Origin of the sequence: Enterobacter sp. SES19 (genome assembly GCF_011765665.1) — a bacterium.
Taxonomy (GTDB): Bacteria; Pseudomonadota; Gammaproteobacteria; order Enterobacterales; family Enterobacteriaceae; genus Enterobacter; species Enterobacter pseudoroggenkampii.
The window spans coordinates 1053609-1076867 of record NZ_CP050320.1 but is presented as its reverse complement, the minus strand read 5'-3'; the positions used below and the strand labels follow the sequence as shown (position 1 = coordinate 1076867).

Annotated in this window: 21 protein-coding genes; 10 read left to right on the top strand and 11 right to left on the bottom strand. The window is 53.7% G+C overall.

All coding sequences use genetic code 11. The features are described from left to right. Nucleotides 1-23: 23 nt before the first annotated feature. From GXP72_RS05025 to bolA, 9 genes are all read right to left on the bottom strand, one after another. Nucleotides 24-422 (bottom strand): YbgC/FadM family acyl-CoA thioesterase, encoded by a 399-nt coding sequence (locus tag GXP72_RS05025; protein ID WP_024906822.1) that lies wholly within the window; start codon nt 420-422, stop codon nt 24-26. Between the two features lie 99 nt (nt 423-521). Next, nucleotides 522-902 (bottom strand): helix-hairpin-helix domain-containing protein, encoded by a 381-nt coding sequence (locus GXP72_RS05020; RefSeq protein WP_061715872.1) that lies wholly within the window; start codon nt 900-902, stop codon nt 522-524. A 148-nt stretch (nt 903-1050) separates the two neighbouring features. Next, complete coding sequence (gene ppiD, locus GXP72_RS05015; RefSeq protein WP_208763560.1) at nt 1051-2922, bottom strand: peptidylprolyl isomerase; 1872 nt, start codon at nt 2920-2922, stop codon at nt 1051-1053. 212 nt (nt 2923-3134) lie between these two features. Further along, the gene (gene hupB, locus GXP72_RS05010; protein WP_002444653.1) at nt 3135-3407 is read right to left on the bottom strand and encodes a nucleoid-associated protein HU-beta; all 273 of its coding nucleotides are present in this window, start codon (nt 3405-3407) and stop codon (nt 3135-3137) included. Nucleotides 3408-3617: 210 nt separating this feature from the next. After that, nucleotides 3618-5972: an endopeptidase La gene (gene lon / locus GXP72_RS05005; protein ID WP_208763559.1), complete on the bottom strand. Its 2355-nt coding sequence runs from the start codon at nt 5970-5972 to the stop codon at nt 3618-3620. Between the two features lie 182 nt (nt 5973-6154). Further along, on the bottom strand, nt 6155-7429 hold the full coding sequence (gene clpX / locus GXP72_RS05000) for an ATP-dependent protease ATP-binding subunit ClpX (RefSeq protein ID WP_023310570.1): 1275 nt from the start codon (nt 7427-7429) through the stop codon (nt 6155-6157). Nucleotides 7430-7555: 126 nt separating this feature from the next. Beyond that, nucleotides 7556-8179 carry an ATP-dependent Clp endopeptidase proteolytic subunit ClpP gene (gene clpP, locus GXP72_RS04995; protein WP_010428105.1) on the bottom strand — a complete coding sequence of 208 codons (624 nt, stop codon included), beginning with the start codon at nt 8177-8179 and terminating at the stop codon, nt 7556-7558. A 259-nt stretch (nt 8180-8438) separates the two neighbouring features. Continuing rightward, nucleotides 8439-9737: a trigger factor gene (tig, locus tag GXP72_RS04990; protein ID WP_024906818.1), complete on the bottom strand. Its 1299-nt coding sequence runs from the start codon at nt 9735-9737 to the stop codon at nt 8439-8441. A 330-nt stretch (nt 9738-10067) separates the two neighbouring features. Then, a complete protein-coding gene (gene bolA, locus GXP72_RS04985; RefSeq protein WP_021241655.1) occupies nt 10068-10385 on the bottom strand; it encodes a transcriptional regulator BolA in 318 nt (105 codons plus the stop codon). 305 nt (nt 10386-10690) lie between these two features. On the opposite strand from bolA, the gene GXP72_RS04980 reads away from it, so the two are divergent. The 8 genes from GXP72_RS04980 to GXP72_RS04945 all read left to right on the top strand — a co-directional run bounded on the left by GXP72_RS04980 (nt 10691) and on the right by GXP72_RS04945 (nt 19564). After that, nucleotides 10691-11269: a lipoprotein gene (locus tag GXP72_RS04980; protein ID WP_023310568.1), complete on the top strand. Its 579-nt coding sequence runs from the start codon at nt 10691-10693 to the stop codon at nt 11267-11269. A gap of 46 nt (nt 11270-11315) precedes the next feature. Continuing rightward, nucleotides 11316-12791, top strand: coding sequence for a muropeptide MFS transporter AmpG (gene ampG, locus GXP72_RS04975; protein WP_032646163.1), 1476 nt, complete (start codon nt 11316-11318; stop codon nt 12789-12791). Between the two features lie 477 nt (nt 12792-13268). Continuing rightward, nucleotides 13269-14216 (top strand): cytochrome o ubiquinol oxidase subunit II, encoded by a 948-nt coding sequence (gene cyoA, locus GXP72_RS04970; protein WP_014882770.1) that lies wholly within the window; start codon nt 13269-13271, stop codon nt 14214-14216. Between the two features lie 16 nt (nt 14217-14232). Further along, nucleotides 14233-16224, top strand: coding sequence for a cytochrome o ubiquinol oxidase subunit I (gene cyoB / locus GXP72_RS04965; RefSeq protein ID WP_014168864.1), 1992 nt, complete (start codon nt 14233-14235; stop codon nt 16222-16224). Beyond that, on the top strand, nt 16214-16828 hold the full coding sequence (locus GXP72_RS04960) for a cytochrome o ubiquinol oxidase subunit III (RefSeq protein WP_023334703.1): 615 nt from the start codon (nt 16214-16216) through the stop codon (nt 16826-16828). The genes cyoB and GXP72_RS04960 overlap by 11 nt, the downstream gene beginning before the upstream one ends. Continuing rightward, entirely contained in the window at nt 16828-17154 is a 327-nt protein-coding gene (locus GXP72_RS04955) for a cytochrome o ubiquinol oxidase subunit IV (RefSeq protein ID WP_006176899.1), read from the top strand. The genes GXP72_RS04960 and GXP72_RS04955 overlap by 1 nt, the downstream gene beginning before the upstream one ends. A gap of 11 nt (nt 17155-17165) precedes the next feature. Beyond that, complete coding sequence (cyoE, locus tag GXP72_RS04950; protein ID WP_013095848.1) at nt 17166-18053, top strand: heme o synthase; 888 nt, start codon at nt 17166-17168, stop codon at nt 18051-18053. A gap of 149 nt (nt 18054-18202) precedes the next feature. Then, nucleotides 18203-19564, top strand: a complete 1362-nt coding sequence (locus tag GXP72_RS04945; RefSeq protein WP_208763558.1) for an MFS transporter — start codon at nt 18203-18205, stop codon at nt 19562-19564. Nucleotides 19565-19595: 31 nt separating this feature from the next. Here the strand turns inward: GXP72_RS04945 and GXP72_RS04940 are convergent, their stop codons facing one another. After that, a complete protein-coding gene (locus GXP72_RS04940) occupies nt 19596-20087 on the bottom strand; it encodes a YajQ family cyclic di-GMP-binding protein (protein WP_208763557.1) in 492 nt (163 codons plus the stop codon). Between the two features lie 121 nt (nt 20088-20208). Here GXP72_RS04940 and panE point away from each other — a divergent pair, with 121 nt between their 5' ends. Beyond that, nucleotides 20209-21120, top strand: coding sequence for a 2-dehydropantoate 2-reductase (gene panE, locus GXP72_RS04935; RefSeq protein ID WP_032646160.1), 912 nt, complete (start codon nt 20209-20211; stop codon nt 21118-21120). Continuing rightward, nucleotides 21083-21673 carry a protein deglycase YajL gene (gene yajL, locus GXP72_RS04930; RefSeq protein ID WP_061715877.1) on the top strand — a complete coding sequence of 197 codons (591 nt, stop codon included), beginning with the start codon at nt 21083-21085 and terminating at the stop codon, nt 21671-21673. Before panE ends, yajL begins: the two co-directional genes overlap by 38 nt. A gap of 69 nt (nt 21674-21742) precedes the next feature. Here yajL and thiI read toward each other — a convergent pair whose 3' ends face one another. Further along, a complete protein-coding gene (gene thiI / locus GXP72_RS04925) occupies nt 21743-23191 on the bottom strand; it encodes a tRNA uracil 4-sulfurtransferase ThiI (RefSeq protein ID WP_032646157.1) in 1449 nt (482 codons plus the stop codon). Nucleotides 23192-23259 lie beyond the last annotated feature (68 nt).

The window sequence follows — 23259 nt, the reverse complement described above, 5'->3', positions numbered from 1 at the left end:
TGTCTTTTATAAAAGACAAATTCCTACGCGATCATCAACTCCAGCTTTTCCCGCAGTTCCCCTTCCAGCGGCAGCGCTTTCTGCGTTTTCAGATCGATACAGACAAAAGTAATCAGCGCATCAGCCACCACCTGCCCTTCAGGATCGAGCGTCACCACCTGGCTTAGCACCCCGCTTTTGCCGTTGATCTGCTGCACCTGGCTGGTCACCGTGAGCACATCGCCCAGCACGGCCGGACGCCGGTAGTTGATATTGATATTGACGACCACAAACGCGATGTTGTGCGCGGTCAGCCACTGAAAACTTTCGCTATTTTCCAGCCCGTCCCAGCGCGCTTCTTCAAGAAACTCAAGATAGCGAGCGTTGTTCACATGCTGGTAAACGTCGAGATGAAAACCGCGTACTTTGATTTTTGTCTGCATAGCGCAATTGCCTTTACTGTTATTGTAGGATGAGAGGTCATAACTGGTATGACCTCTTTATCCTGGCAAAATTTTGCCGCAGTGCAAGAAATTGCGTAATTACAGCGTCAGGTGTGAGAGGTTGCGCTCAACCAGTGCGCCCCCCATGCCCGGAACCTGTTTGAGATCGTCGACCGTTTTGAAAGGACCATACTCTTCGCGGTAGCTGACGATGGCCTGCGCTTTTTTCAGGCCGACGCCATTCATCACGCGGGCCAGATCTTCCGCCGAGGCCGAATTGATACTCACCCGCGTACCGTCATCATCCGCATTTTTACCGGCGTCAGTCGCTTTGGTTTGCCCTTGCACCGGCGCGGCTGCGTCGGACTTGCTCTGCGTAGCCTGTGGTTTGGCGGCGGGCGTCGCCGCCAGCGCGCCCGCGCTCATCCCGGTGGTGGCAATAGCCAGCGTAATTAACAGTGCTTTGATTCCACATTTCATGCTGTTATCTCCTTGTTTGTTGACAGCCACGTCACGATAGCCGCCAGATAAACCCGGCACAAACAGCAGATTGCAGAAATGGAAAAGGCCGCGAAAGCGGCCTTTAGTTATTGCAGAGCGTTACGAAAATCTGCGAGCAGACACGTAATTACTGCTGCTGAGTCATCACATCACCCAGCTTGATTTTGGCTTCTTTACGCAGGTTGCTCATCATGGCTTCGAAGGCAATCTGAGCATTGTTCTGGGTAATCCCCTGAACCATCGCTTTCTTCTGCGCGTCTGGCAGGGTGCCGGCTTTTACTTCATCCAGCGCCAGCAGAACGACGTTACCCTGCGCATCGGTGGTGGTACCGAAGCTTGGCTTGTCCTTCGCAGGCAGAGTCAGACCAAACGCGGCCTGGCTGATTGGGTCCTGGCCGGTACGGCTCAGCGTTTTCGCTTCACCGAAGCTCAGGCCAGCCGCTTTCAGCGCGTCTTCTTTACCCGCTTTCAAATCAGACAGAATCTTTTCAGCATCCAGTTTCGCCTGCTGTTCCGCTTTGTTGTGCTTAACCTGGGCAACGACCTGATCCTTCACGTCCGCCAGCGGTTTGACCGCTTCTGGCTTGTGCTCGCTGACGCGCAACACAAACGCACGATCGCCGTCGACGGTAATGATGTCAGAGTTACTGCCCGGCGTGCCGTTCTCACCCACCAGACCACCATTGAAGATGGCATCGGAAACCGGTTTAAAGTTCAGCTCTTCCGGCAGGTTGTCACGACCAAACCAGGCCGTCTCAACCGCCTTCACACCCGCCGCCTGCTCAGCACCCGCCAGAGATTCGTTGTCGTTGCTGGCAGCATCGCTCACCTTCTGCTGCAGCGCGTAGTAGGCATCCAGCGCTTTTTCCTGTTTCACTTTCGCCGCGATATCGTCGCGAACCTCAGCCAGAGGCTTGGTTTTCGCCACGGTGATGTCGTCCAGACGCGCGACCAGGAAACCAACGGAAGACTTGATGACGCCAGAAAGTTGACCTTTCTCTTTCAGACCGGCATTTTTCAGCTCATCCGGTGTGGTCGCGTCTTCCAGCCATCCCATATCACCGCCGTTTTTCGCAGAGATAATGTCGGTGGATTTCGCTTTCGCAACGGTCGCGAAATCAGCGCCTTTATTCAGCTCTTCCAGTACCGCTTTGGCATCAGCCTCGGTCTTCGTCTGAATCACGCTGTAGCGGTTACGCTGCGGCTGAGTGAACTGATCCTGATGCTGGTCGTAGTAAGACTGGATTTCCGCATCAGACGCGGTTTCCTGCAGCGCGGCAGCATCCAGCTTGATGTAGCTCACACGGAACTGCTCTGGAGAAACAAAGGAATTCTTGTTCTGCTCGTAGTAAGCGTTAACGTCAGCGTCGCTCACCTGCTGTTTCGCCGCCAGGGCGTTCACATCAATAGTCGCTTCGCGTACAACGCGCTGCTGCGCCACCAGCGCGGCCAGTTCGTCCGTTTCACCTTTGAGCATGAAATCGGTGCCCACAACGGCATTGATGAGCTGCTGGGTGGTCAGCTGATTACGCAGAGCCTGCGCGTACTGATCGGCCGTCATGCCCATCTGGTTGACGATGCTGTTATAACGCGCGTTGTCGAATTTACCGTTAGACTGGAAAGCCTGGGTGGAGAAGATGGCTTTTTTCACCTGCTCATCGCTGATGCCAAGGCCCAGTTTTTTGGCATACTGATCCAGAAGCGCTTCGTCGATAAGACGGTTCAGTGTCTGCTGGCGCAGGGTCTTCATGTACCCTTCGTTCGCCGCCAGTTCAGAGAATTGGTCGCCCAGCTGTTGCTGCATACGGTTACGTTCACCGGCAAAAGCATTCTCGAACTGACCACGGCTGATCTCCTGGCCATTCACTTTTGCGGCATAGTTTGCGCCACCGCCAATAAGGTAACTGCTCACGCCGGTCAATATGAACGACACGATAATGATACCGAAAATAATCTTGAGCACGAGACTGTTAGCAGCCGTGCGTAAGCTGTCCATCATGGTGTAACAACACTCCGCTGTAGGTGACTGGTTACCTGACGCTGACGGAAAATCCTGCCCGTCGCGCGTGAAGGTGTATTGTGACAAGAAAACGGGGCGATTGTCAGCCCACAACTCGCATAAACTCGCACAAATCAGGTCTGGACAAACAAAAAAGGCACATCAAATGATGCGCCCTTGTACTTTCCGGCTTCCCTGAAACGGGAAAGCAATCAGTTTACTGCGTCTTTCAGCGCTTTACCTGCACGGAAACCCGGCACTTTAGCAGCAGCAATGGTGATCTCTTTACCGGTCTGAGGGTTGCGGCCAGTACGGGCAGCACGCTCTTTAACAGCAAAAGTACCGAAGCCTACCAGTGCAACGTCGTCCCCAGCCTGCAGAGATTCAGTAACAGAAGCAATTAATGCATCTAAGGCACGTCCAGCTGCAGCTTTAGAAATATCAGCACCAGCAGCAATTTTGTCAATCAGTTGAGATTTATTCACTGTTCTCTTCCTCTCTTTATAATTTATATCGCGCCTGAATCCTTCACAACGCGACCGCGCAGCAGTTATATCAGGCCTGCCATGACCTTACAACACCCGTTGTTGATGGCTGACCTAATCAGCAATCTAAATTAGCTATACAAAAAAAGGCTGGCAAGTGCGAAATGACTTACCAGCCTTGTTTTTATTGACGCTCTTTGCGCGAGGTCACTATTTTGCGGTTACAACCTGCATTCCGGAGGGTTCATTCTGCAGTGCGAGACTGAGAACTTCCTCAATTCGCTTAACAGGATGAATCTGCAGATCGGCAATCACGTTGTCCGGAATCTCTTCCAGATCGCGTTTATTTTCGTAAGGGATCAATACGGTTTTGATCCCACCGCGGTGCGCCGCCAGCAGTTTTTCTTTTAAACCACCAATCGGCAGAACCTGACCACGCAGCGTGATTTCACCGGTCATTGCCACATCAGCACGCACCGGGTTCCCTGTCAGACAGGAAACCAGAGCGGTACACATGGCAATACCCGCGCTTGGACCATCTTTCGGCGTCGCCCCTTCAGGTACGTGCACGTGGATGTCGCGTTTTTCGTAGAAATCAGGGTTGATACCCAGTTTCTCCGCACGTGCGCGCACCACGGTCAGCGCCGCCTGGATGGACTCCTGCATCACTTCACCCAGCGAGCCGGTGTAGGTCAGTTTGCCTTTACCTGGCACACAGGCGGTTTCGATGGTCAGCAGATCGCCACCCACTTCCGTCCATGCCAGGCCAGTCACCTGACCAACGCGGTTTTCGTTGTCCGCGCGACCGTAGTCGAAGCGCTGGACGCCCAGGTACGCATGCAGATTATCGCCGTTAATCACAATGTTTTTCAGGCTCTTATCCAGCAGCAGCTGTTTCACCGCCTTACGGCACAGTTTAGAGATTTCACGCTCAAGGCTACGCACGCCCGCTTCACGGGTGTAGTAGCGAATGATGCCGATAATCGCGCTGTCCTCGACGGTCAGCTCGTTGGCTTTCAGCGCGTTACGCTCGATCTGTTTCGGCAGCAGGTGCTGCTTAGCAATGTTCAGCTTCTCATCTTCGGTATAACCGGAGAGACGGATCACTTCCATACGGTCCAGCAGCGGGGCCGGAATGTTCATGGAGTTGGAGGTCGCCACGAACATCACATCGCTCAGGTCGTAGTCCACTTCCAGGTAGTGATCGCTGAACGCCACGTTCTGTTCTGGATCAAGCACTTCCAGCAGTGCAGACGCAGGGTCGCCACGCATGTCCGACGACATCTTATCGATCTCATCGAGCAGGAACAGCGGGTTTTTAACCCCCACTTTCGCCATCTTCTGGATCAGTTTACCCGGCATAGAACCGATGTAGGTACGGCGGTGACCGCGGATTTCCGCCTCATCGCGTACGCCACCCAGCGCCATACGGATATACTTACGTCCGGTCGCTTTGGCGATGGACTGACCCAGAGAGGTTTTGCCCACCCCCGGCGGCCCGACCAGGCACAGAATTGGGCCTTTGATTTTGTTTACACGGCTCTGTACCGCGAGGTACTCAAGAATGCGGTCTTTCACGCGTTCCAGGCCGTAGTGGTCAGTATCCAGGATTTCCTGCGCCTGACGCAGGTCTTTTTTGACCTTGCTGCGGGCGTTCCACGGAACCTGCACCATCCACTCAATATAGCCGCGTACAACGGTCGCTTCAGCCGACATTGGAGACATCATTTTCAGCTTCTGCAGTTCTGCTTCGGCTTTCTCTTTCGCCTCTTTCGGCATCTTCGCCGCGTCGATCTTACGCTTCAGCGCTTCGTTTTCGTCCGGCGCGTCGTCCATCTCGCCCAGCTCTTTCTGAATGGCCTTCATTTGCTCATTCAGATAGTACTCACGCTGGGATTTCTCCATCTGCTTTTTCACGCGGTTGCGAATGCGCTTCTCAACCTGCAGCAGATCGATTTCGGACTCCATCATCGCCATCAGGTATTCCAGACGTTCGTTAACGTCGGACATTTCCAGCACGGACTGTTTGTCAGCCAGCTTCAGCGGCATATGGGCAGCGATGGTGTCCGCCAGACGCGCAGGATCGTCGATGCTGTTCAGCGACGTCAGCACTTCTGGTGGGATTTTCTTGTTCAGCTTGATATAGCCTTCAAACTGGCTAATCGCGGTGCGCACCAGCACTTCCTGCTCGCGCTCATCAAGCTCAGGCGAATCAAGGTACTCTGCCTTCGCAGAGAAGTGCTCGCCATCGTCTGACAGAGTGGTAATACGCGCACGCTGCAGCCCTTCTACCAGCACCTTCACGGTGCCGTCAGGCAGCTTCAGCATCTGCAAAATAGAGGCCACGGTCCCGACGGTGAAAAGATCGTTTACACCCGGCTCATCCGTTGATGCTTCTTTCTGCGCCACCAGCATGATTTTTTTATCATGATCCATAGCGGCTTCGAGGCAACGGATAGATTTTTCCCGCCCTACAAATAAGGGTATGACCATGTGCGGATAAACCACCACATCGCGCAACGGCAATACGGGGATTTCAATGCGTTCAGAACGCTCAGGATTCATAGAGCTCTCTCTTAGTTAGTGTCCGCCAGGTAAGCTGGTCATGTCACTGTGCTTCACATAACCATTAACATGTATCCAGTATATGGGGATGTTTGCCACACATTCAACGCTATGAATACGGAAAAAGTAAAGGGGAGATAAAATCCCCCCTTTTTGATTAACTGCTTGTATGATTTGGTGAATTATTCGCCAGATGCCTGCTGGGCTTCCGGTTTACCGTAAATCAGCAGCGGCTTGGTTTGACCACTGATGACGGACTCGTCAATCACCACTTTCTCAACGTCTTCCATCGACGGCAGATCGTACATGGTGTCGAGCAGTGCCGCTTCAACGATAGAACGCAGACCACGAGCACCGGTTTTACGGACCATCGCTTTTTTGGCAATGGCATCCAGCGCTTCGTCGCGGAATTCCAGGTCAACGCCTTCCAGATTGAACAGCGCCTGATACTGCTTGGTCAGCGCATTTTTTGGCTCTTTCAGGATCTGGATCAGCGCGTCTTCACTCAGCTCATTCAGCGTTGCCACAACCGGCAGACGACCGATGAACTCAGGGATCAGACCGAATTTGATCAGATCTTCCGGTTCAACCTGAGACAGCAGTTCACCTTCGTTTGGTTTTTCGGACGTCGATTTCACCGTTGCGCCAAAACCAATGCCGGAGCCGGTTTCAACACGGTGGGAGATGACTTTATCCAGACCAGCAAACGCACCGCCACAGATGAACAGGATCTTGGAGGTATCAACCTGCAGGAACTCCTGCTGCGGATGTTTACGACCACCCTGTGGCGGAACAGCGGCAACCGTACCTTCGATCAGCTTCAGCAGTGCCTGCTGTACGCCTTCACCCGATACGTCACGGGTAATGGACGGGTTGTCGGATTTACGGGAGATCTTGTCGATCTCATCGATGTAAACAATCCCGCGCTGGGCTTTCTGTACGTCGTAATCGCATTTCTGCAGCAGTTTCTGGATGATGTTTTCAACATCCTCACCCACATAACCGGCCTCGGTCAGGGTGGTGGCATCCGCCATGGTGAACGGAACATCAAGCAGACGCGCCAGGGTTTCAGCCAGCAGCGTTTTACCGGAACCGGTTGGGCCGATCAGCAGAATGTTACTTTTACCCAGTTCTACGCCATTGCTGGTGTCGCCGTTACGCAGACGTTTGTAGTGGTTATAGACCGCTACCGCCAGCACTTTCTTGGCCTGCTCCTGTCCGATGACGTAGTCGTCAAGGTGATGACGAATTTCATGCGGCGTTGGCAGCGCGCTGCGCTCACGGTGCGGTGCGACTTCTTTAATCTCTTCGCGAATGATGTCGTTACATAAATCGACACATTCGTCGCAGATATACACGGACGGCCCGGCAATCAGTTTACGCACTTCATGCTGGCTTTTGCCGCAAAAAGAGCAGTACAGCAGTTTGCCCGAACCATCTTTGCGTTTATCTGTCATGAGTCCAAACCTCTTTTTAAGTTCTTTGTGCCGCACATGACGACGCAAATGCCAATCTAAGACGCAAGCTGCAATAAGCAGCGTGCCGCCCTACCTTAGTATAGCGGCACACTCGCGTCGCGGGCATCAATTACGATGGGTCAACACGGAGTCGACTAAGCCGTACTCAACTGCCTCTGGTGCAGAGAGGAAGCGATCGCGCTCGGTATCGCGCTCGATCTGCTCGAGTGGTTGACCCGTATGCTGCGCCATAAGTTCATTCATGCGCGCTTTTACTTTCAGAATTTCGCGGGCGTGGATTTCGATATCCGTCGCCTGCCCCTGGTAACCGCCCAGCGGCTGGTGAATCATCACGCGGGAATTTGGCAAGCAGAAACGCTTACCTTTCGCCCCTGCTGTTAACAGGAACGCGCCCATAGATGCAGCCTGACCCATACAGATAGTGCTGACATCTGGCTTGATGAATTGCATGGTGTCATAAATGGACATCCCCGCTGTAATCACGCCCCCCGGGGAGTTGATGTACAGGTAAATGTCTTTTTCCGGGTTTTCCGCTTCCAGAAACAGCATCTGCGCCACGATCAGGTTAGCCATGTGGTCTTCCACCTGGCCGGTCAGAAAGATAACGCGTTCCTTGAGCAGACGGGAATAGATATCAAAAGATCGCTCACCACGTGAGGTCTGTTCAATAACCATTGGCACCAGAGCCATATGGGGTGCAAAGTTATCTCGTTCGCCACTGTATGACATTTCCGTCTCCTGGATCTAAATTGAAAACACCTGCTGTACTGATTGTAACCTTATGGACGGATTATCAGCCAGTCTCATTCATCGTGATTACGTACTTATGGGGTTCACAGTGCCCTATTTCAAGCATAACAACCTTTTGTTGTTACGCTAACACTGAAAGGGCGTTTTAGCACTCTTCCTGGGCTATTGGTGTGATAAAAAAAACCCGTCACCAAAAGGCAACGGGTTTTTGTTCAAACTTTAAACCGTTGGGGCGAAATTACGCCTGCTGGTTCATCAGTTCGTTGAAAGAGGTCGCTTTTTCGGACACTTTCGCTTTCGCCAGTACCGCTTCAACAGCCTGCTCTTCCAGGGCAACGTTGCGCATGTTGTCCATCAGCTCTTTGTTCTTACCGTAGAACTCGATCACTTCTGATGGATCTTCGTATGCAGAAGCCATCTCTTCGATCAGGCCTTTCACACGCTCTTCGTCAGCTTTCAGCTCGTGGGTACGAATCACTTCACCCAGCAGCAGGCCAACAACTACGCGGCGTTTCGCTTGCTCTTCGAACAGCTCGCGTGGCAGTTCCATCGCTTGCTGCTGGTTGCCACCGAAACGCTGTGCAGCCTGACGGCGCAGAACGTCGATTTCGCTGTCGATCAGGGCAGCTGGAACGTCGATGTCGTTGGCTTTCACCAGACCTTCGATCGCCTGAGATTTCACACGGTTACGCACCGCGCCGTTCAGTTCGCGTTCCATGTTCTTACGCACTTCGGTGCGCAGACCCGCTACGGAACCATCTTCCACGCCGAAACGCTTGATGAATTCTTCAGTCAGTTCTGGCAGTTCGCGCTCTTCAACTTTCTTCAGGTTGATAGCGAACTTCGCTGCTTTCCCTTTCAGGTTTTCAGCGTGGTATTCTTCCGGGAAGGTCACGTCGATGGTGAACTCTTCGCCAGCCTTGTGGCCTTTGATACCGTCTTCGAAGCCTGGGATCATACGACCCTGGCCCATTGCCAGTACGAAGTCAGACGCTTTACCGCCTTCGAACTCTTCGCCGTCTACAGAACCGGTGAAGTCGATGGTGACACGGTCTTCAGCGTCAACAGCGCCTTCTTTCTCTTTCCAGTTCGCCTGCTGCTTGCGCAGGGTATCCAGCATGCCGTCAACGTCTTCGTCAGTCACGGAAACAACTGGTTTTTCAACTTCGATAGATTCCAGACCTTTCAGCTCAACTTCCGGGTACACTTCGAACTCTACGGAGTAGGTGAAGTCTTCGCCCAGTTTGTATTCGCCTGGAACGTAGTTCGGCGCGCCGGCCGGATTGATTTTTTCTTTGATGATCGCATCAATAAAGTTACGGCTCATCAGTTCACCCAGCACATCCTGACGCACGGAAGCGCCATAACGCTGAGCAACAACATTCATTGGTACTTTGCCCTTGCGGAAGCCGTCAATACGTACTTTTTTTGCTACGTTGACCAGCTCGCTTTTCACAGCAGTTTCGATGCTGTCAGCAGCGATAGTAATCGTTACACGGCGGCCAAGGCCTTGAGTGGTTTCAACTGAAACTTGCATCTTGTTACCTCAAAAAAATCACAGTGCTCGGTCAACTCTGAATCTGTCTGTTATACCGGGATGCTCTCTTAGTGCAGATTCACATTCCCTGTCGCCAGAATCATCCCGAAGACATTCAATAAGACGCGGCATTATAGCGGCATCACTTAGGTGAGTCGAGAACGGTTGGGGCATGTTGCTGCGGCTTTTTTCACACTTTAAGGCTATTTTTAGCCTTAAAATCGCACCATCCGCTCAAAACTCAGACAAAACAAAACGGCCCGGAGGCCGTTTTGAGGAAATCTGTAAGCAACATACTGGAAAAGCTCCAGCCGTTGCAAATCCGATTTATCAGGCGATTGTGCCTGCTCCGCGACAGGGCGGTGATGCAAAAACCGTATCCTGCAAGCCTTCCCATTCCTTAATGGTATAGGTATGCAGTGCCAGCGCATGTACGGTCGTGGAGAGTTCTTCCGTCAAGGTGCTGTAGATCAAGCGATGCCGATTCAGGAAACGTTCTCCCGTGAAGCGATCGCTAACCAGAACCACTTTGAAGTGGCTTTCAGAACCTGCCGGCACGTTATGACGATAGCTTTCGTCGACGACTTCGAGGAACACAGGGTTGAACGCCGCCCTTAATTTATCTTCTATATGCTCACGTATCATCATGAAATTACTCCTCCGACAACGCCAGGATGTCACCCATCCCTTTAAATGTTAGCCGCTTTTACCGTTTCCATTACACCTTGACAACAAATATTTAGCTTTCGTCTGATTTTCTCATTCAAACGAATGAAGTTCACTGTGAGACTCATACGTTTTGTCATACACGGATTGGGAAAAACGGTGAACTGGTCAGTTTTCGGACAAGGCGATGAATTTACATGCGTTGACCACTTCCCCTCGCCGTTGGCGATGTTATGATGGCGGCAATTTTTCTCTTTATATGCTTACGATTCGTTGAGAACCCGAAAATGTTAAAAAAACTCTTCTTTCCGTTGGTAGCCCTTTTTATGCTGGCAGGCTGCGCTACCCCGCCTACCACTATTGATGTCTCACCAAAAATCACCCTGCCTCAGCAGGACCCAAGCCTGATGGGCGTCACCGTGAGCATCAACGGCGCCGATCAGCGTCAGGATCAGGCGCTGGCAAAAGTGACCCGCGATAACCAGCAGGTTACCCTCACCGCGTCCCGCGACCTGCGCTTCCTGCTCCAGGAAGTGCTGGAGAAACAGATGACCGCTCGCGGCTACATGATTGGCCCAAGCGGCGCGGTTGATCTGCAGATCATCGTGAACAACCTGTATGCTGACGTGTCTCAGGGCAACGTGCGCTACAACATCGCGACCAAAGCGGATATCGCCATCATTGCCACCGCGAAGAATGGCAACAAGATGACCAAAAACTACCGCGCCAGCTACTCTGTTGAAGGGGCGTTCCAGGCCTCCAACCAGAACATTGCTAACGCCGTTAATAGCGTGCTGACCGATACCATCGCCGATATGGCGCAGGACACCAGCATTCACGACTTCATCAAGCAGAACGCGCGTTAATCCCGCTCGCTGACCCGGTGTATCACCGGGTCAGTTTTATAAGAACATGTCCAGCCATTACTTACGCATTTTCCAGCAACCGAAATCAGCGATTCTGCTGATCCTCGGCTTTGCCTCGGGTTTACCCCTCGCACTCACTTCCGGCACGCTTCAGGCGTGGATGACGGTCGAGAACATCGATCTTAAAACCATTGGTTTCTTCTCGCTTGTGGGCCAGGCCTACGTCTTTAAGTTCCTGTGGTCTCCGGTCATGGATCGCTACACGCCGCCTTTCCTCGGGCGTCGTCGCGGCTGGCTGGTGATGACGCAGATCCTCCTGCTGCTGGCCATTGCGGCGATGGGTTTTCTTGAACCCACCACGCAGCTTCGCTGGATGGCGGCGCTTGCGGTGGTGATAGCCTTCTGTTCCGCCTCTCAGGATATCGTGTTCGATGCCTGGAAGACGGACGTGTTACCTGCGGAAGAGCGTGGCGCCGGTGCGGCAATCAGCGTGCTGGGCTATCGCCTCGGGATGCTGGTCTCAGGTGGGCTGGCGCTGTGGCTTGCCGACCGTTACCTCGGCTGGCAGGGCATGTACTGGCTGATGGCCGCCCTGCTGATCCCCTGCATTATCGCAACCTTATTGGCGCCCGAACCGAGTGACGTTATCCCGGTTCCCCGCTCGCTGGAGCAGGCCGTCGCCGAACCGCTTCGTGACTTCTTTGGCCGCAACAACGCCTGGCTGATCCTGTTGCTCATCGTCCTTTATAAGCTGGGCGATGCCTTTGCCATGAGCCTGACCACCACCTTCCTGATCCGCGGTGTCGGTTTTGACGCCGGTGAAGTGGGTGTGGTGAATAAAACGCTGGGGCTGTTTGCGACCATTGTCGGGGCATTATACGGTGGCGTGCTGATGCAGCGCCTGACGCTGTTCCGCGCGCTGCTGATTTTCGGCATCCTTCAGGGCGCCTCTAACGCAGGCTACTGGCTGCTGTCGATTACCGATAAACATACTATCAGCATGGCCGCGGCGGTGTTCTTCGAAAACCTCTGCGGCGGTATGGGCACAGCGGCGTTTGTCGCCCTGCTGATGACCCTGTGCAACAAGTCATTTTCCGCCACGCAGTTCGCTCTGCTCTCGGCGCTCTCTGCCGTAGGCCGCGTGTACGTTGGCCCGATTGCCGGCTGGTTCGTGGAAGCCCACGGTTGGCCAACATTTTATCTCTTTTCGGTCGTGGCTGCCGTGCCGGGGATTTTATTGTTGCTGGTGTGTCGCCAGACGCTGGAATATACCCAGCGGACAGAACACTTTATGCCGCGCACCGAATATCACCGCGCCTACCGTTTTGCGTTACGTCTGTTAATGGTGGGCTGCCTTGCTCTGGCACTGTGGCTGGTGGTGCTCATTATTAATGCCAGCACGTCACTGGCACTCCCCTTCGAAGCCCTTCTGCTGGACGCAGGCGCCCTGCTGGCTATCGCCGGGATCCTGACCGGGGGCCTGCTCGATTTCATGGCCTTGCGTAAAACGCAGATGACCTGAAGAAAAATGCGAAAGGTTATTTCCCGTTGTAATCACTAACCGAAATTATAACGGCGAAATAGCCATCAACCGCAAAAAAAATATTTGTTGTTTTGTGCGGGATAGGATTTGGAAATTATTGGCTCCCATTCCAAAACGCTATTTTTCATTAAACGATTCAGCATGCGAGAGTTTGATTTTTCGTTTTTTAGATGTCTTTTTATTGATAATTAATTGTTAATTTTTTGTTTATTTTCAACAATGGTTATACCAATTGCCCCTTTTAGGGTATGCTTGGGGGTCCTTTCGTTATAAAGCCCATGCCATGCGGCTTCGGTCATAAAAACCGACATAATTTGCAACACTTGTGACACGTGCGGCAGAACCCGGTAACACCTTCCTGACACAGGCCTAATGATGTTTACAGTAATGTAACCTTCCCGTAAAATGCCCGCACACTTTAAACGCCACCAGACTCCGTGGAATTGAGGTCGTTAAATGAGACTCGGGAAATACAATAAAAGTTTGGGATGGTTGTCATTATTCGCGGGCACTGTATTACTCAGTGGCTGCGATTCTGCACTACTAGACCCCAAAGGACAGATTGGACTGGAACAACGTTCACTGATATTGACGGCTTTTGGCCTGATGTTGATTGTGGTTATTCCTGCCATTTTGATGGCTGTTGGTTTCGCCTGGAAGTATCGTGCGAGCAATAAAGATGCGAAGTATAGCCCTAACTGGTCACACTCCAATAAAGTGGAAGCTGTGGTCTGGACGGTACCTATTCTGATCATCCTGTTCCTTGCCGTACTGACCTGGAAAACCACTCACGCACTTGAGCCAAGCAAACCGCTGGTTCACGATGAGAAACCTATTACCATTGAAGTGGTCTCCATGGACTGGAAATGGTTCTTCATCTATCCAGAGCAGGGTATTGCTACCGTGAATGAAATCGCCTTCCCGGCGAACACTCCGGTTCAGTTCAAAGTGACCTCCAACTCCGTAATGAACTCCTTCTTCATCCCACGTCTGGGTAGCCAGATTTACGCGATGGCCGGTATGCAGACCAATCTGCACCTGATCGCGAATGAAGCAGGCACCTATGATGGTATCTCCGCCAGCTATAGCGGCCCGGGCTTCTCAGGTATGAAGTTCAAAGCTATTGCGACGCCGGACCGTGCCGCTTTCGACCAGTGGGTTGAAAAAGCGAAGCAGTCTCCAAACACCATGTCTGACATGGCGGCGTTCGAAAAAGTGGCTGCACCTAGCGAATACAACAAGGTGGAGTACTTCTCTAATGTGAAACCAGATTTGTTCAAAGACGTTATTGGCAAATTTATGGATCACGGCAAGAGCATGGACATGACCCAGCCTGAAGGCGAGCACAGCGCGCATGAAGGTATGGAAGGCATGGACATGAGCCACGCGGAAACCGCTCACTAAGGGGCCGAGGAAGAAAATGTTCGGAAAATTGACACTGGATGCAGTGCCCTACCATGAACCGATTATCGTGGTTACGGTGGCTGCAATTATCATTGGTGGCGCGGCCTTACTGGCCCTGATCACTTACTTCGGTAAGTGGAGCTACCTGTGGAACGAGTGGCTGACTTCGGTTGACCACAAAAAACTCGGTATCATGTACTGCATCGTCGGTATCGTCATGTTAATTCGTGGCTTTGCGGATGCGATCATGATGCGTAGCCAGCAGGCACTCGCTTCAGCGGGTGAAGCCGGCTTCCTGCCGCCGCACCACTACGATCAGATCTTTACCGCTCACGGCGTTATCATGATCTTCTTCGTGGCGATGCCGCTGGTTATCGGTCTGATGAACGTTGTCGTTCCGCTGCAAATCGGCGCGCGCGACGTGGCGTTCCCGTTCCTGAACAACCTGAGCTTCTGGTTCACGGTTGTCGGCGTTATTCTGGTTAACCTGTCACTGGGTGTGGGCGAATTCGCGCAGACCGGCTGGCTGGCTTACCCGCCGCTGTCAGGAATTGAGTACAGTCCGGGCGTTGGCGTCGACTACTGGATTTGGGCGCTTCAGCTCTCCGGTGTCGGTACTACCCTGACCGGTATCAACTTCTTCGTGACCATTATCAAGATGCGTGCCCCTGGCATGACCATGTTCAAGATGCCGGTATTTACCTGGGCATCTCTGTGCGCAAACATCCTGATTATTGCCTCCTTCCCAATTCTGACCGTCACCATCGCGCTGCTGACCCTGGACCGCTACCTGGGCACCCATTTCTTCACGAATGATATGGGTGGCAACATGATGATGTACATCAACCTGATTTGGGCCTGGGGTCACCCGGAAGTGTACATTCTGGTTCTGCCTGTGTTCGGTGTGTTCTCCGAAATCGCAGCAACCTTCTCGCGTAAACGTCTGTTTGGTTACACCTCTCTGGTGTGGGCAACCGTGTGTATTACCGTTCTGTCGTTCATCGTTTGGCTGCACCACTTCTTCACCATGGGTGCGGGCGCGAACGTAAACGCCTTCTTCGGTATCACCACTATGATTATCGCCATCCCTACCGGGGTGAAGATCTTCAACTGGCTGTTCACCATGTACCAGGGCCGTATCGTGTTCCACTCAGCGATGCTGTGGACCATCGGCTTCATCGTGACCTTCTCCGTAGGTGGGATGACCGGCGTACTGCTGGCGGTACCAGGTGCTGACTTCGTTCTGCACAACAGTCTGTTCCTGATTGCGCACTTCCATAACGTTATCATCGGTGGCGTGGTCTTCGGCTGCTTCGCTGGCGTAACCTACTGGTGGCCAAAAGCGTTCGGCTTCACGCTGAACGAGAAATGGGGTAAACGCGCGTTCTGGTTCTGGATCATCGGCTTCTTCGTAGCATTTATGCCGCTGTACGTGCTGGGCTTCATGGGTATGACCCGTCGTCTGAGCCAGCAGATCGATCCGCAGTTCCACCCAATGCTGATGGTTGCAGCGGGCGGTGCCGTGCTGATTGCCTGTGGTATCGCGTCTCAGCTGATTCAGTTCTACGTGTCTATTCGCGACCGCGACCAGAACCGTGACCTGACCGGTGACCCATGGGGTGGCCGTACGCTGGAGTGGGCGACCTCTTCTCCACCGCCTTTCTATAACTTTGCCATCGTGCCGCAGGTTCATGAACGCGACGCATTCTGGGAAATGAAAGAAAAAGGTGAAGCGTACAAGCAACCTGCTCATTACGAAGAGATCCACATGCCGAAAAACAGCGGTGCGGGCATCGTGATTGCCGCCTTCGCAACGGTATTTGGTTTCGCAATGATCTGGCACATCTGGTGGATGGCGATTGTTGGCTTCGCCGGCATCGTAATCAGCTGGATTGTGAAGAGCTTTGACGAGGACGTGGACTACTACGTACCAGTCCGTGAAGTTGAGAAGCTGGAAAATCAGCATTTCGACGAGATTTCTAAAGCGGGGCTGAAAAATGGCAACTGATACTCTGGCGCACTCAACTGCCCACGCGCATGAACATGCGCACCACGATACAGGACCGACCAAAGTCTTCGGTTTCTGGATCTACCTGATGAGCGACTGCATTCTGTTCTGCTGTCTGTTCGCGACCTATGCCGTTCTGGTGAACGGCACGGCGGGCGGCCCGGCTGGCAAGGATATCTTTGAACTGCCGTTCGTTCTGGTTGAAACCGCACTGCTGTTATTCAGCTCCATCACCTACGGCATGGCGGCTATCGCCATGTACAAAAACAACAAGAGCCAGGTTGTGTCCTGGCTGGCGTTGACCTGGTTGTTTGGTGCTGGATTTATCGGGATGGAAATCTATGAATTCCATCACCTGATTCTGGAAGGTTTCGGTCCGGATCGCAGTGGCTTCCTGTCCGCGTTCTTCGCGCTGGTAGGTACCCACGGTCTGCACGTTACCTCTGGTCTGATCTGGATGGCGGTACTGATGTTCCAGGTATCCCGTCGCGGCCTGACCAGCACTAACCGTACCCGTATTATGTGCCTGAGCCTGTTCTGGCACTTCCTGGACGTGGTGTGGATCTGTGTGTTCTCTGTTGTATATCTGATGGGGGCGATGTAATGAGTCATTCAAACGATCATGGCGCTTCCCACGGTAGCGTAAAAACCTACATGACAGGTTTCATCCTGTCGATCATCCTGACGGTGATCCCGTTCTGGATGGTGATGAGCGGTTCTGCGTCTAAGCCGGTTATTCTGGGTGCAATCCTGGTGACCGCGGTGATTCAGATTCTGGTGCATCTGGTTTGCTTCCTGCACATGAACACCAAGTCCGATGAAGGCTGGAATATGACCGCCTTTATCTTTACCGTGATTATCATCGCTATCCTGGTAGTCGGTTCCATCTGGATTATGTGGAACCTCAACTACAACATGATGGTTCACTAAGAGCGGCGAGTATGTTTAAGCAATACCTGCAAGTAACGAAACCAGGCATCATCTTTGGCAACCTGATCTCCGTGATCGGAGGGTTCCTGCTGGCCTCTAAGGGCAGCATTGATTACACCCTCTTTATCTACACGCTGGTCGGTGTGTCACTGGTTGTTGCGTCCGGTTGTGTATTTAACAACTACATCGACATGGATATCGACAAGAAGATGGAAAGGACCAAAAATCGGGTGCTGGTGAAAGGCCTGATCGCCCCTTCCGTCTCGCTGGTGTACGCCACCTTGCTGGGTATTGCTGGCTTTATGCTGCTGTGGTTTGGTGCTAACCCGCTGGCCTGCTGGCTGGGGGTGATGGGGTTCGTGGTGTATGTGGGCGTCTACAGCCTGTATATGAAACGCCACTCCGTCTACGGCACGCTGATTGGTTCTCTCTCCGGCGCTGCGCCGCCGGTGATTGGCTACTGCGCGGTCACGAACGAGTTCGACAGCGGTGCGCTGATCCTGCTGGCTATCTTTAGCCTGTGGCAGATGCCGCACTCTTATGCCATCGCGATTTTCCGCTTTAAGGATTATCAGGCAGCGAACATCCCGGTTCTGCCGGTCGTGAAAGGCATTTCGGTTGCCAAGAACCACATCACGCTTTACATCATCGCCTTTGCCGTGGCAACGCTGATGCTCTCTCTGGGTGGTTACGCTGGATATAAATATCTGGCGGTAGCGGCTGCGGTGAGCGTCTGGTGGCTCGGTATGGCGCTGCGCGGTTACAAAGTGGAAGATGACAAAGTCTGGGCGCGCAAACTGTTTGTGTTCTCGATTGTGGCCATCACCTCGCTGTCCGTGATGATGTCTGTCGATTTCATGGTGCCAGATTCACACAACCTGCTAACTTACGTCTGGTAAGCCACAACAGGTGAATAAAGGGGTGCTTCGGCACCCTTTTTTATTCACGGAATTTATTAATAACGCATGTAATATTTGTTAAATAACCCTTTATTTACCCCGCCCCTTCCCCGCACTACACTATGGCCTGCTTTTGAACTGAGGTGGTAATGAACGATTATAAAATGACGCCAGGCGAGCTTCGCGCGACCTGGGGCTTAGGGACTGTCTTCTCGCTACGGATGCTTGGCATGTTTATGGTCCTGCCTGTTCTGACCACGTACGGTATGGCGCTGCAGGGGGCCAGCGAGGCGCTGATTGGGCTCGCAATCGGCATCTACGGTCTGGCGCAGGCGGTATTCCAGATCCCGTTTGGCCTGCTCTCTGACCGGGTGGGCCGAAAGCCGCTGATCGTTGGTGGGCTGCTGGTCTTTGTGCTCGGGAGCGTCATTGCCGCCCTCTCCCACTCCATCTGGGGAATTATTCTCGGCCGCGCCCTGCAGGGTTCCGGCGCGATTGCCGCTGCGGTGATGGCGCTGCTGTCAGACTTAACCCGCGAGCAGAACCGCACTAAAGCGATGGCATTCATCGGCGTGAGCTTTGGCGTGACGTTTGCGATTGCGATGGTGCTGGGCCCCATCATTACGCACACATTGGGTCTGCACGCGCTGTTCTGGATGATTGCCGTGCTGGCGACCATCGGTATTGCCTTAACCCTGTGGGTGGTTCCGGACAGCAAAAACCACGTCCTCAACCGTGAGTCGGGGATGGTAAAAGGCTGCTTCAGCAAAGTGATCGTCGAGCCGCGCCTGCTGAAGCTGAATTTTGGCATTATGTGTTTGCACATCCTGCTGATGTCGACCTTTGTTGCCCTGCCCGGCCAGCTTGCCGCAGCGGGTTTTCCGGCTGCTGAGCACTGGAAAATCTATCTGGTCACGATGCTGATTTCGTTTGTCTCCGTCGTGCCGTTCATCATCTACGCCGAAGTGAAGCGCAAAATGAAGCGCGTCTTCGTGGGCTGCGTAGCGGTCCTGCTGATTGCCGAGATCGTGCTCTGGGGTGCCGGCCCGCACTTCTGGGAGCTGATTGCCGGCGTGCAGCTGTTCTTCCTGGCCTTTAACCTGATGGAAGCGTTGCTCCCGTCGCTTATCAGCAAAGAGTCCCCCGCCGGTTACAAAGGCACGGCAATGGGCATTTATTCCACCAGCCAGTTTCTCGGCGTGGCAATCGGCGGCTCGCTTGGCGGCTGGGTGGACGGCCTGTTTGATTCACAAACCGTGTTTCTCGCCGGTGCGCTGTTGGCGACAGTCTGGCTGCTGGTCGCCAGCACCATGAAAGAGCCGCGCTACGTGAGCAGCCTGCGCGTGGAAATCCCGAATGACGTTGAGATAAGCGATGCGCTGAAACAGCGTCTGGAAGCAAAAGAAGGCGTGACAGAAGTGCTGATTGTCCCCGAAGAGCGCAGCGCTTACGTCAAAATAGACAGTAAAATGACCAACCGCTTCGAAGTTGAGCAGGCGCTCAAAGCGTGAAAAAAAGCCCGGTTAAACCGGGCTTTTTATATTAATCGCGGAAGTTTTTAAACTGGAACGGCTGCCCCAGATCGCAGCCGCGCACCAGCGCCATCACCGACTGGAGGTCATCACGGGATTTCCCGGTGACGCGAATCTCTTCGCCCTGGATCTGCGCCTGCACCTTCAGCTTGCTGTCTTTGATGAGCTTCACAATCTTCTTCTGCACCGCGCTCTCGATGCCCTGCTTCAGCTTAGCTTCAACAAACCAGTTCTTACCGCTGTGCACAAACTCTTCCGGTACATCCAGAGACGTCCCTTCGATGCCGCGCTTTAACAGCTTGGCGCGCAGAATGTCGAGCAGCTGATTTACCTGGAAATCAGACTCGCTCAGCACCTTGATGGTCTTATTTGCATCGTTCAACTCAAACGACGCCTCAACGCCACGAAAATCGAAACGTGACTCAACTTCGCGGGTTGCGTTCTCAACGCCGTTGCGAACTTCCTGGATATCAACTTCGGAAACAATATCGAAAGATGGCATCTTTTCTTCTCCCTTCACTTTTGTTGCGTTGCATAATACCCGCTACGAGGCATAACTCAACAGAAGCTTAGCTGTATAATTAAGCTGTAACACCTGGCGCAGTTGCAGGTGAGGAGGAACAATGAAAATTACAGTGCTCGGATGTGGAGCCCTTGGTCAGCTGTGGCTGACCGCGCTGTGCAAGCACGGACATGAGGTTCAGGGCTGGTTGCGCGTGCCCCAGCCCTATTGCAGTGTAAACCTGATTGGTGAAGACGGAAGCATCTTTAACGAATCCCTCACCGCGAACGATCCGGATTTCCTGGCGCAAAGTGACCTTTTACTGGTGACGCTCAAAGCGTGGCAGGTCTCAGACGCGGTAAAGACGCTGTCCGCCCAGCTCCCCCCCACTTCGCCCATACTGCTGCTGCATAACGGCATGGGGACCCTTGACGAGCTGAAAAGCGTTCCGCAGCCCCTGCTGATGGCGACGACCACGCACGCTGCCCGTCGCGACGGCAACATCATCGTGCATGTCGCCAGCGGGGTGACGCACATTGGACCCGCCAGAACGCAGGATGGCGACTATAGCTATCTGGCCGATGTGCTGCAGAAGGTGCTGCCGGACGTGGCCTGGCATAACCATATTCGTCCTCAACTCTGGCGCAAGCTGGCCGTAAATTGCGTGATCAATCCGCTGACGGCGCTGTGGAACTGTCCGAACGGAGAGCTGAAAAATCATCCACAGGACGTTGCGGTGCTGTGTGCAGAAATCGCGGCGGTCGTTGAGCGGGAAGGCCTGCACACGTCGGCGGACGATTTGCGCTGTTATGTCGAGCAGGTCATTGAAAGCACGGCAGAAAACATCTCCTCGATGCTGCAGGATGTTCGGGCATTACGCCACACGGAAATCGACTATATCACCGGTTATCTGCTAAAACGCGCCCGCGCGCACGGCATCGCGGTGCCAGAAAACGCCCGTCTGTATGACCTGGTTAAACGTAAGGAGAGTGAATATGAGCGCGTCAGCCCTGATCTGCCTCGCCCCTGGTAGCGAAGAGATGGAAGCGGTCACCACCATTGATTTGATGGTGCGCGGCGGCATTAAGGTGACCACCGCCAGCGTCGCCAGCGACGGCAGCCTGGCGATTACCTGCTCGCGCGGCGTGAAGCTGCTCGCGGATGCCCCGCTCGTGGAGGTAGCCGACGGGGATTACGATATCATCGTGCTGCCAGGCGGCTTAAAAGGCGCGGAATGTTTTCGCGACAGCCCGCTGCTGGTCGAGACCGTGCGTCAGTTTCATTTATCCGGCCGTATCGTCGCCGCTATCTGTGCCGCCGCCGGCACGGTGCTGATTCCGCACGATATCTTCCCTATCGGCAACATGACCGGCTTCCCGGGGCTTAAGGATACGATCCCGGATGAGCATTGGGTGGATAAACGCGTCGTCTGGGACCCGCGCGTCAACCTGCTGACCAGCCAGGGACCCGGCACCGCAATTGATTTTGGCTTAAAGATTATTGACCTGCTGGTCGGGCGCGAGAAGGCGTACGAAGTGGCATCGTCGCTGGTGATGCCGGCGGGGATTTATAATTATTACGAATAGGTGTTTTCTCCCTCTCCCTGTGGGAGAGGGCCGGGGTGAGGGCATCAGGCCGTACTCCCCGGCGAGAAACTACGGGCGATACACCTTCACATTCGCAAAGCCCTGCTCGCGCAGATACAGCGCCTGCAGGCGGCTCATCACCCCGCGCTCACACCACAGCAGGTACGTTTTGCTCTGATCGAGATCGCCAAACTTCGTGCTCAGCTTGTAGAACGGCAGAGAAACCACGTCGACGCCTTCAACCTTCAGCGGCTTGTCATCCTGCTCGTCAATAGAGCGGATATCCAGAATCGCATCGTTAGCACCGAAACCGCTCACGGTTTCCACTTCTACCACTTCCTGCTCGGTCTGCTGGGCAATCTCGCGGATATCAATGTTGGACGCTTCCGCCACCACTTTTTCCAGAATGCTGAAATCGAAGTGCTCTTCTTCCGCTTCGATCTTCGCCTTCACCGCTTTCACCGTTGGGCTTTTTGAGATCACGCCGCAGTATTCCGGCATGGTGCGGGCAAAATCTTCGGTGCCGATTTCGCGCGCCAGATCGATGATGTGTTCTTTATCGTGAGAGATCAGCGGACGCAGGATCAGCGTATCAGACACGTTGTCGATCAGACGCAGGTTGGTCAGCGTCTGGCTGGAAACCTGGCCCAGCGCTTCGCCGGTCACCAGCGCCTGCACGCCGTAGCGTTCAGCCACTTTGGACGCCGCGCGCACCATCATGCGCTTCAGGATGACGCCCATCTGGCCGTCGTCTACTTTTTCGAGGATTTCGCCAACCACAGGTTCGAAGTTAATCGCCACGAAACGCACGCGGTGAGAGCTGCCGAAGCGGTTCCACAGGTAATGCGCGACCTGACGAACGCCGATTTCGTGCGCCGCGCCGCCCAGGTTGAAGAAGCAGTAATGCACGCGGCAGCCGCGGCGCATCAGCATATAGCTGGAGACGCCGGAGTCGAAGCCGCCGGAGATCAGGGACAGGACGTCTTCCTGGGTGCCGATCGGGAAGCCGCCGATGCCTTCATAGCGGCCTTTTACCAGCAGCAGGCGATCGTTTTCGATCTCCAGGTTCACGGTCACGTCCGGGTTAGTCAGACGTACGCGCGCCGTCTCAACGTGCTGGTTCAAACCGCCGCCGACGTAACGTTCCACTTCAATGGAGCTGAATTCGTGCTTGCCGCGACGCTTTACGCGCACGCAGAAGGTTTTGCCTTCGATCTGGTCGCGGTACTGGACCAGCGCTTTCTCGAAGATATCGTGCATATCGCTGAACGGGACATCTTCCACTTCCAGGATATGGTGGATACCCGGAATACGGGTCAGGGCGTCGCGAATATCCTGACGTTTGTTTTCGTCTTTGGCACGGACCTCAACGTGGTCCCAGTGGCGCACCACGGCGAGGGTTTCGTCGTAGTGCTTTAATACGTTTCGAATGTTCCCGGTGAGAATTTTAATAAAGCGCAAACGCACAGATTGGCTTTTGATGGTGATTTCAGGGAACAATTTAATGATAAACTTCATGGCGGCAATGTTTCTTAGGCAAGCGTATTAAGGCTTGTAATGGAAAAGAGTACAGCAGCCCACACCCG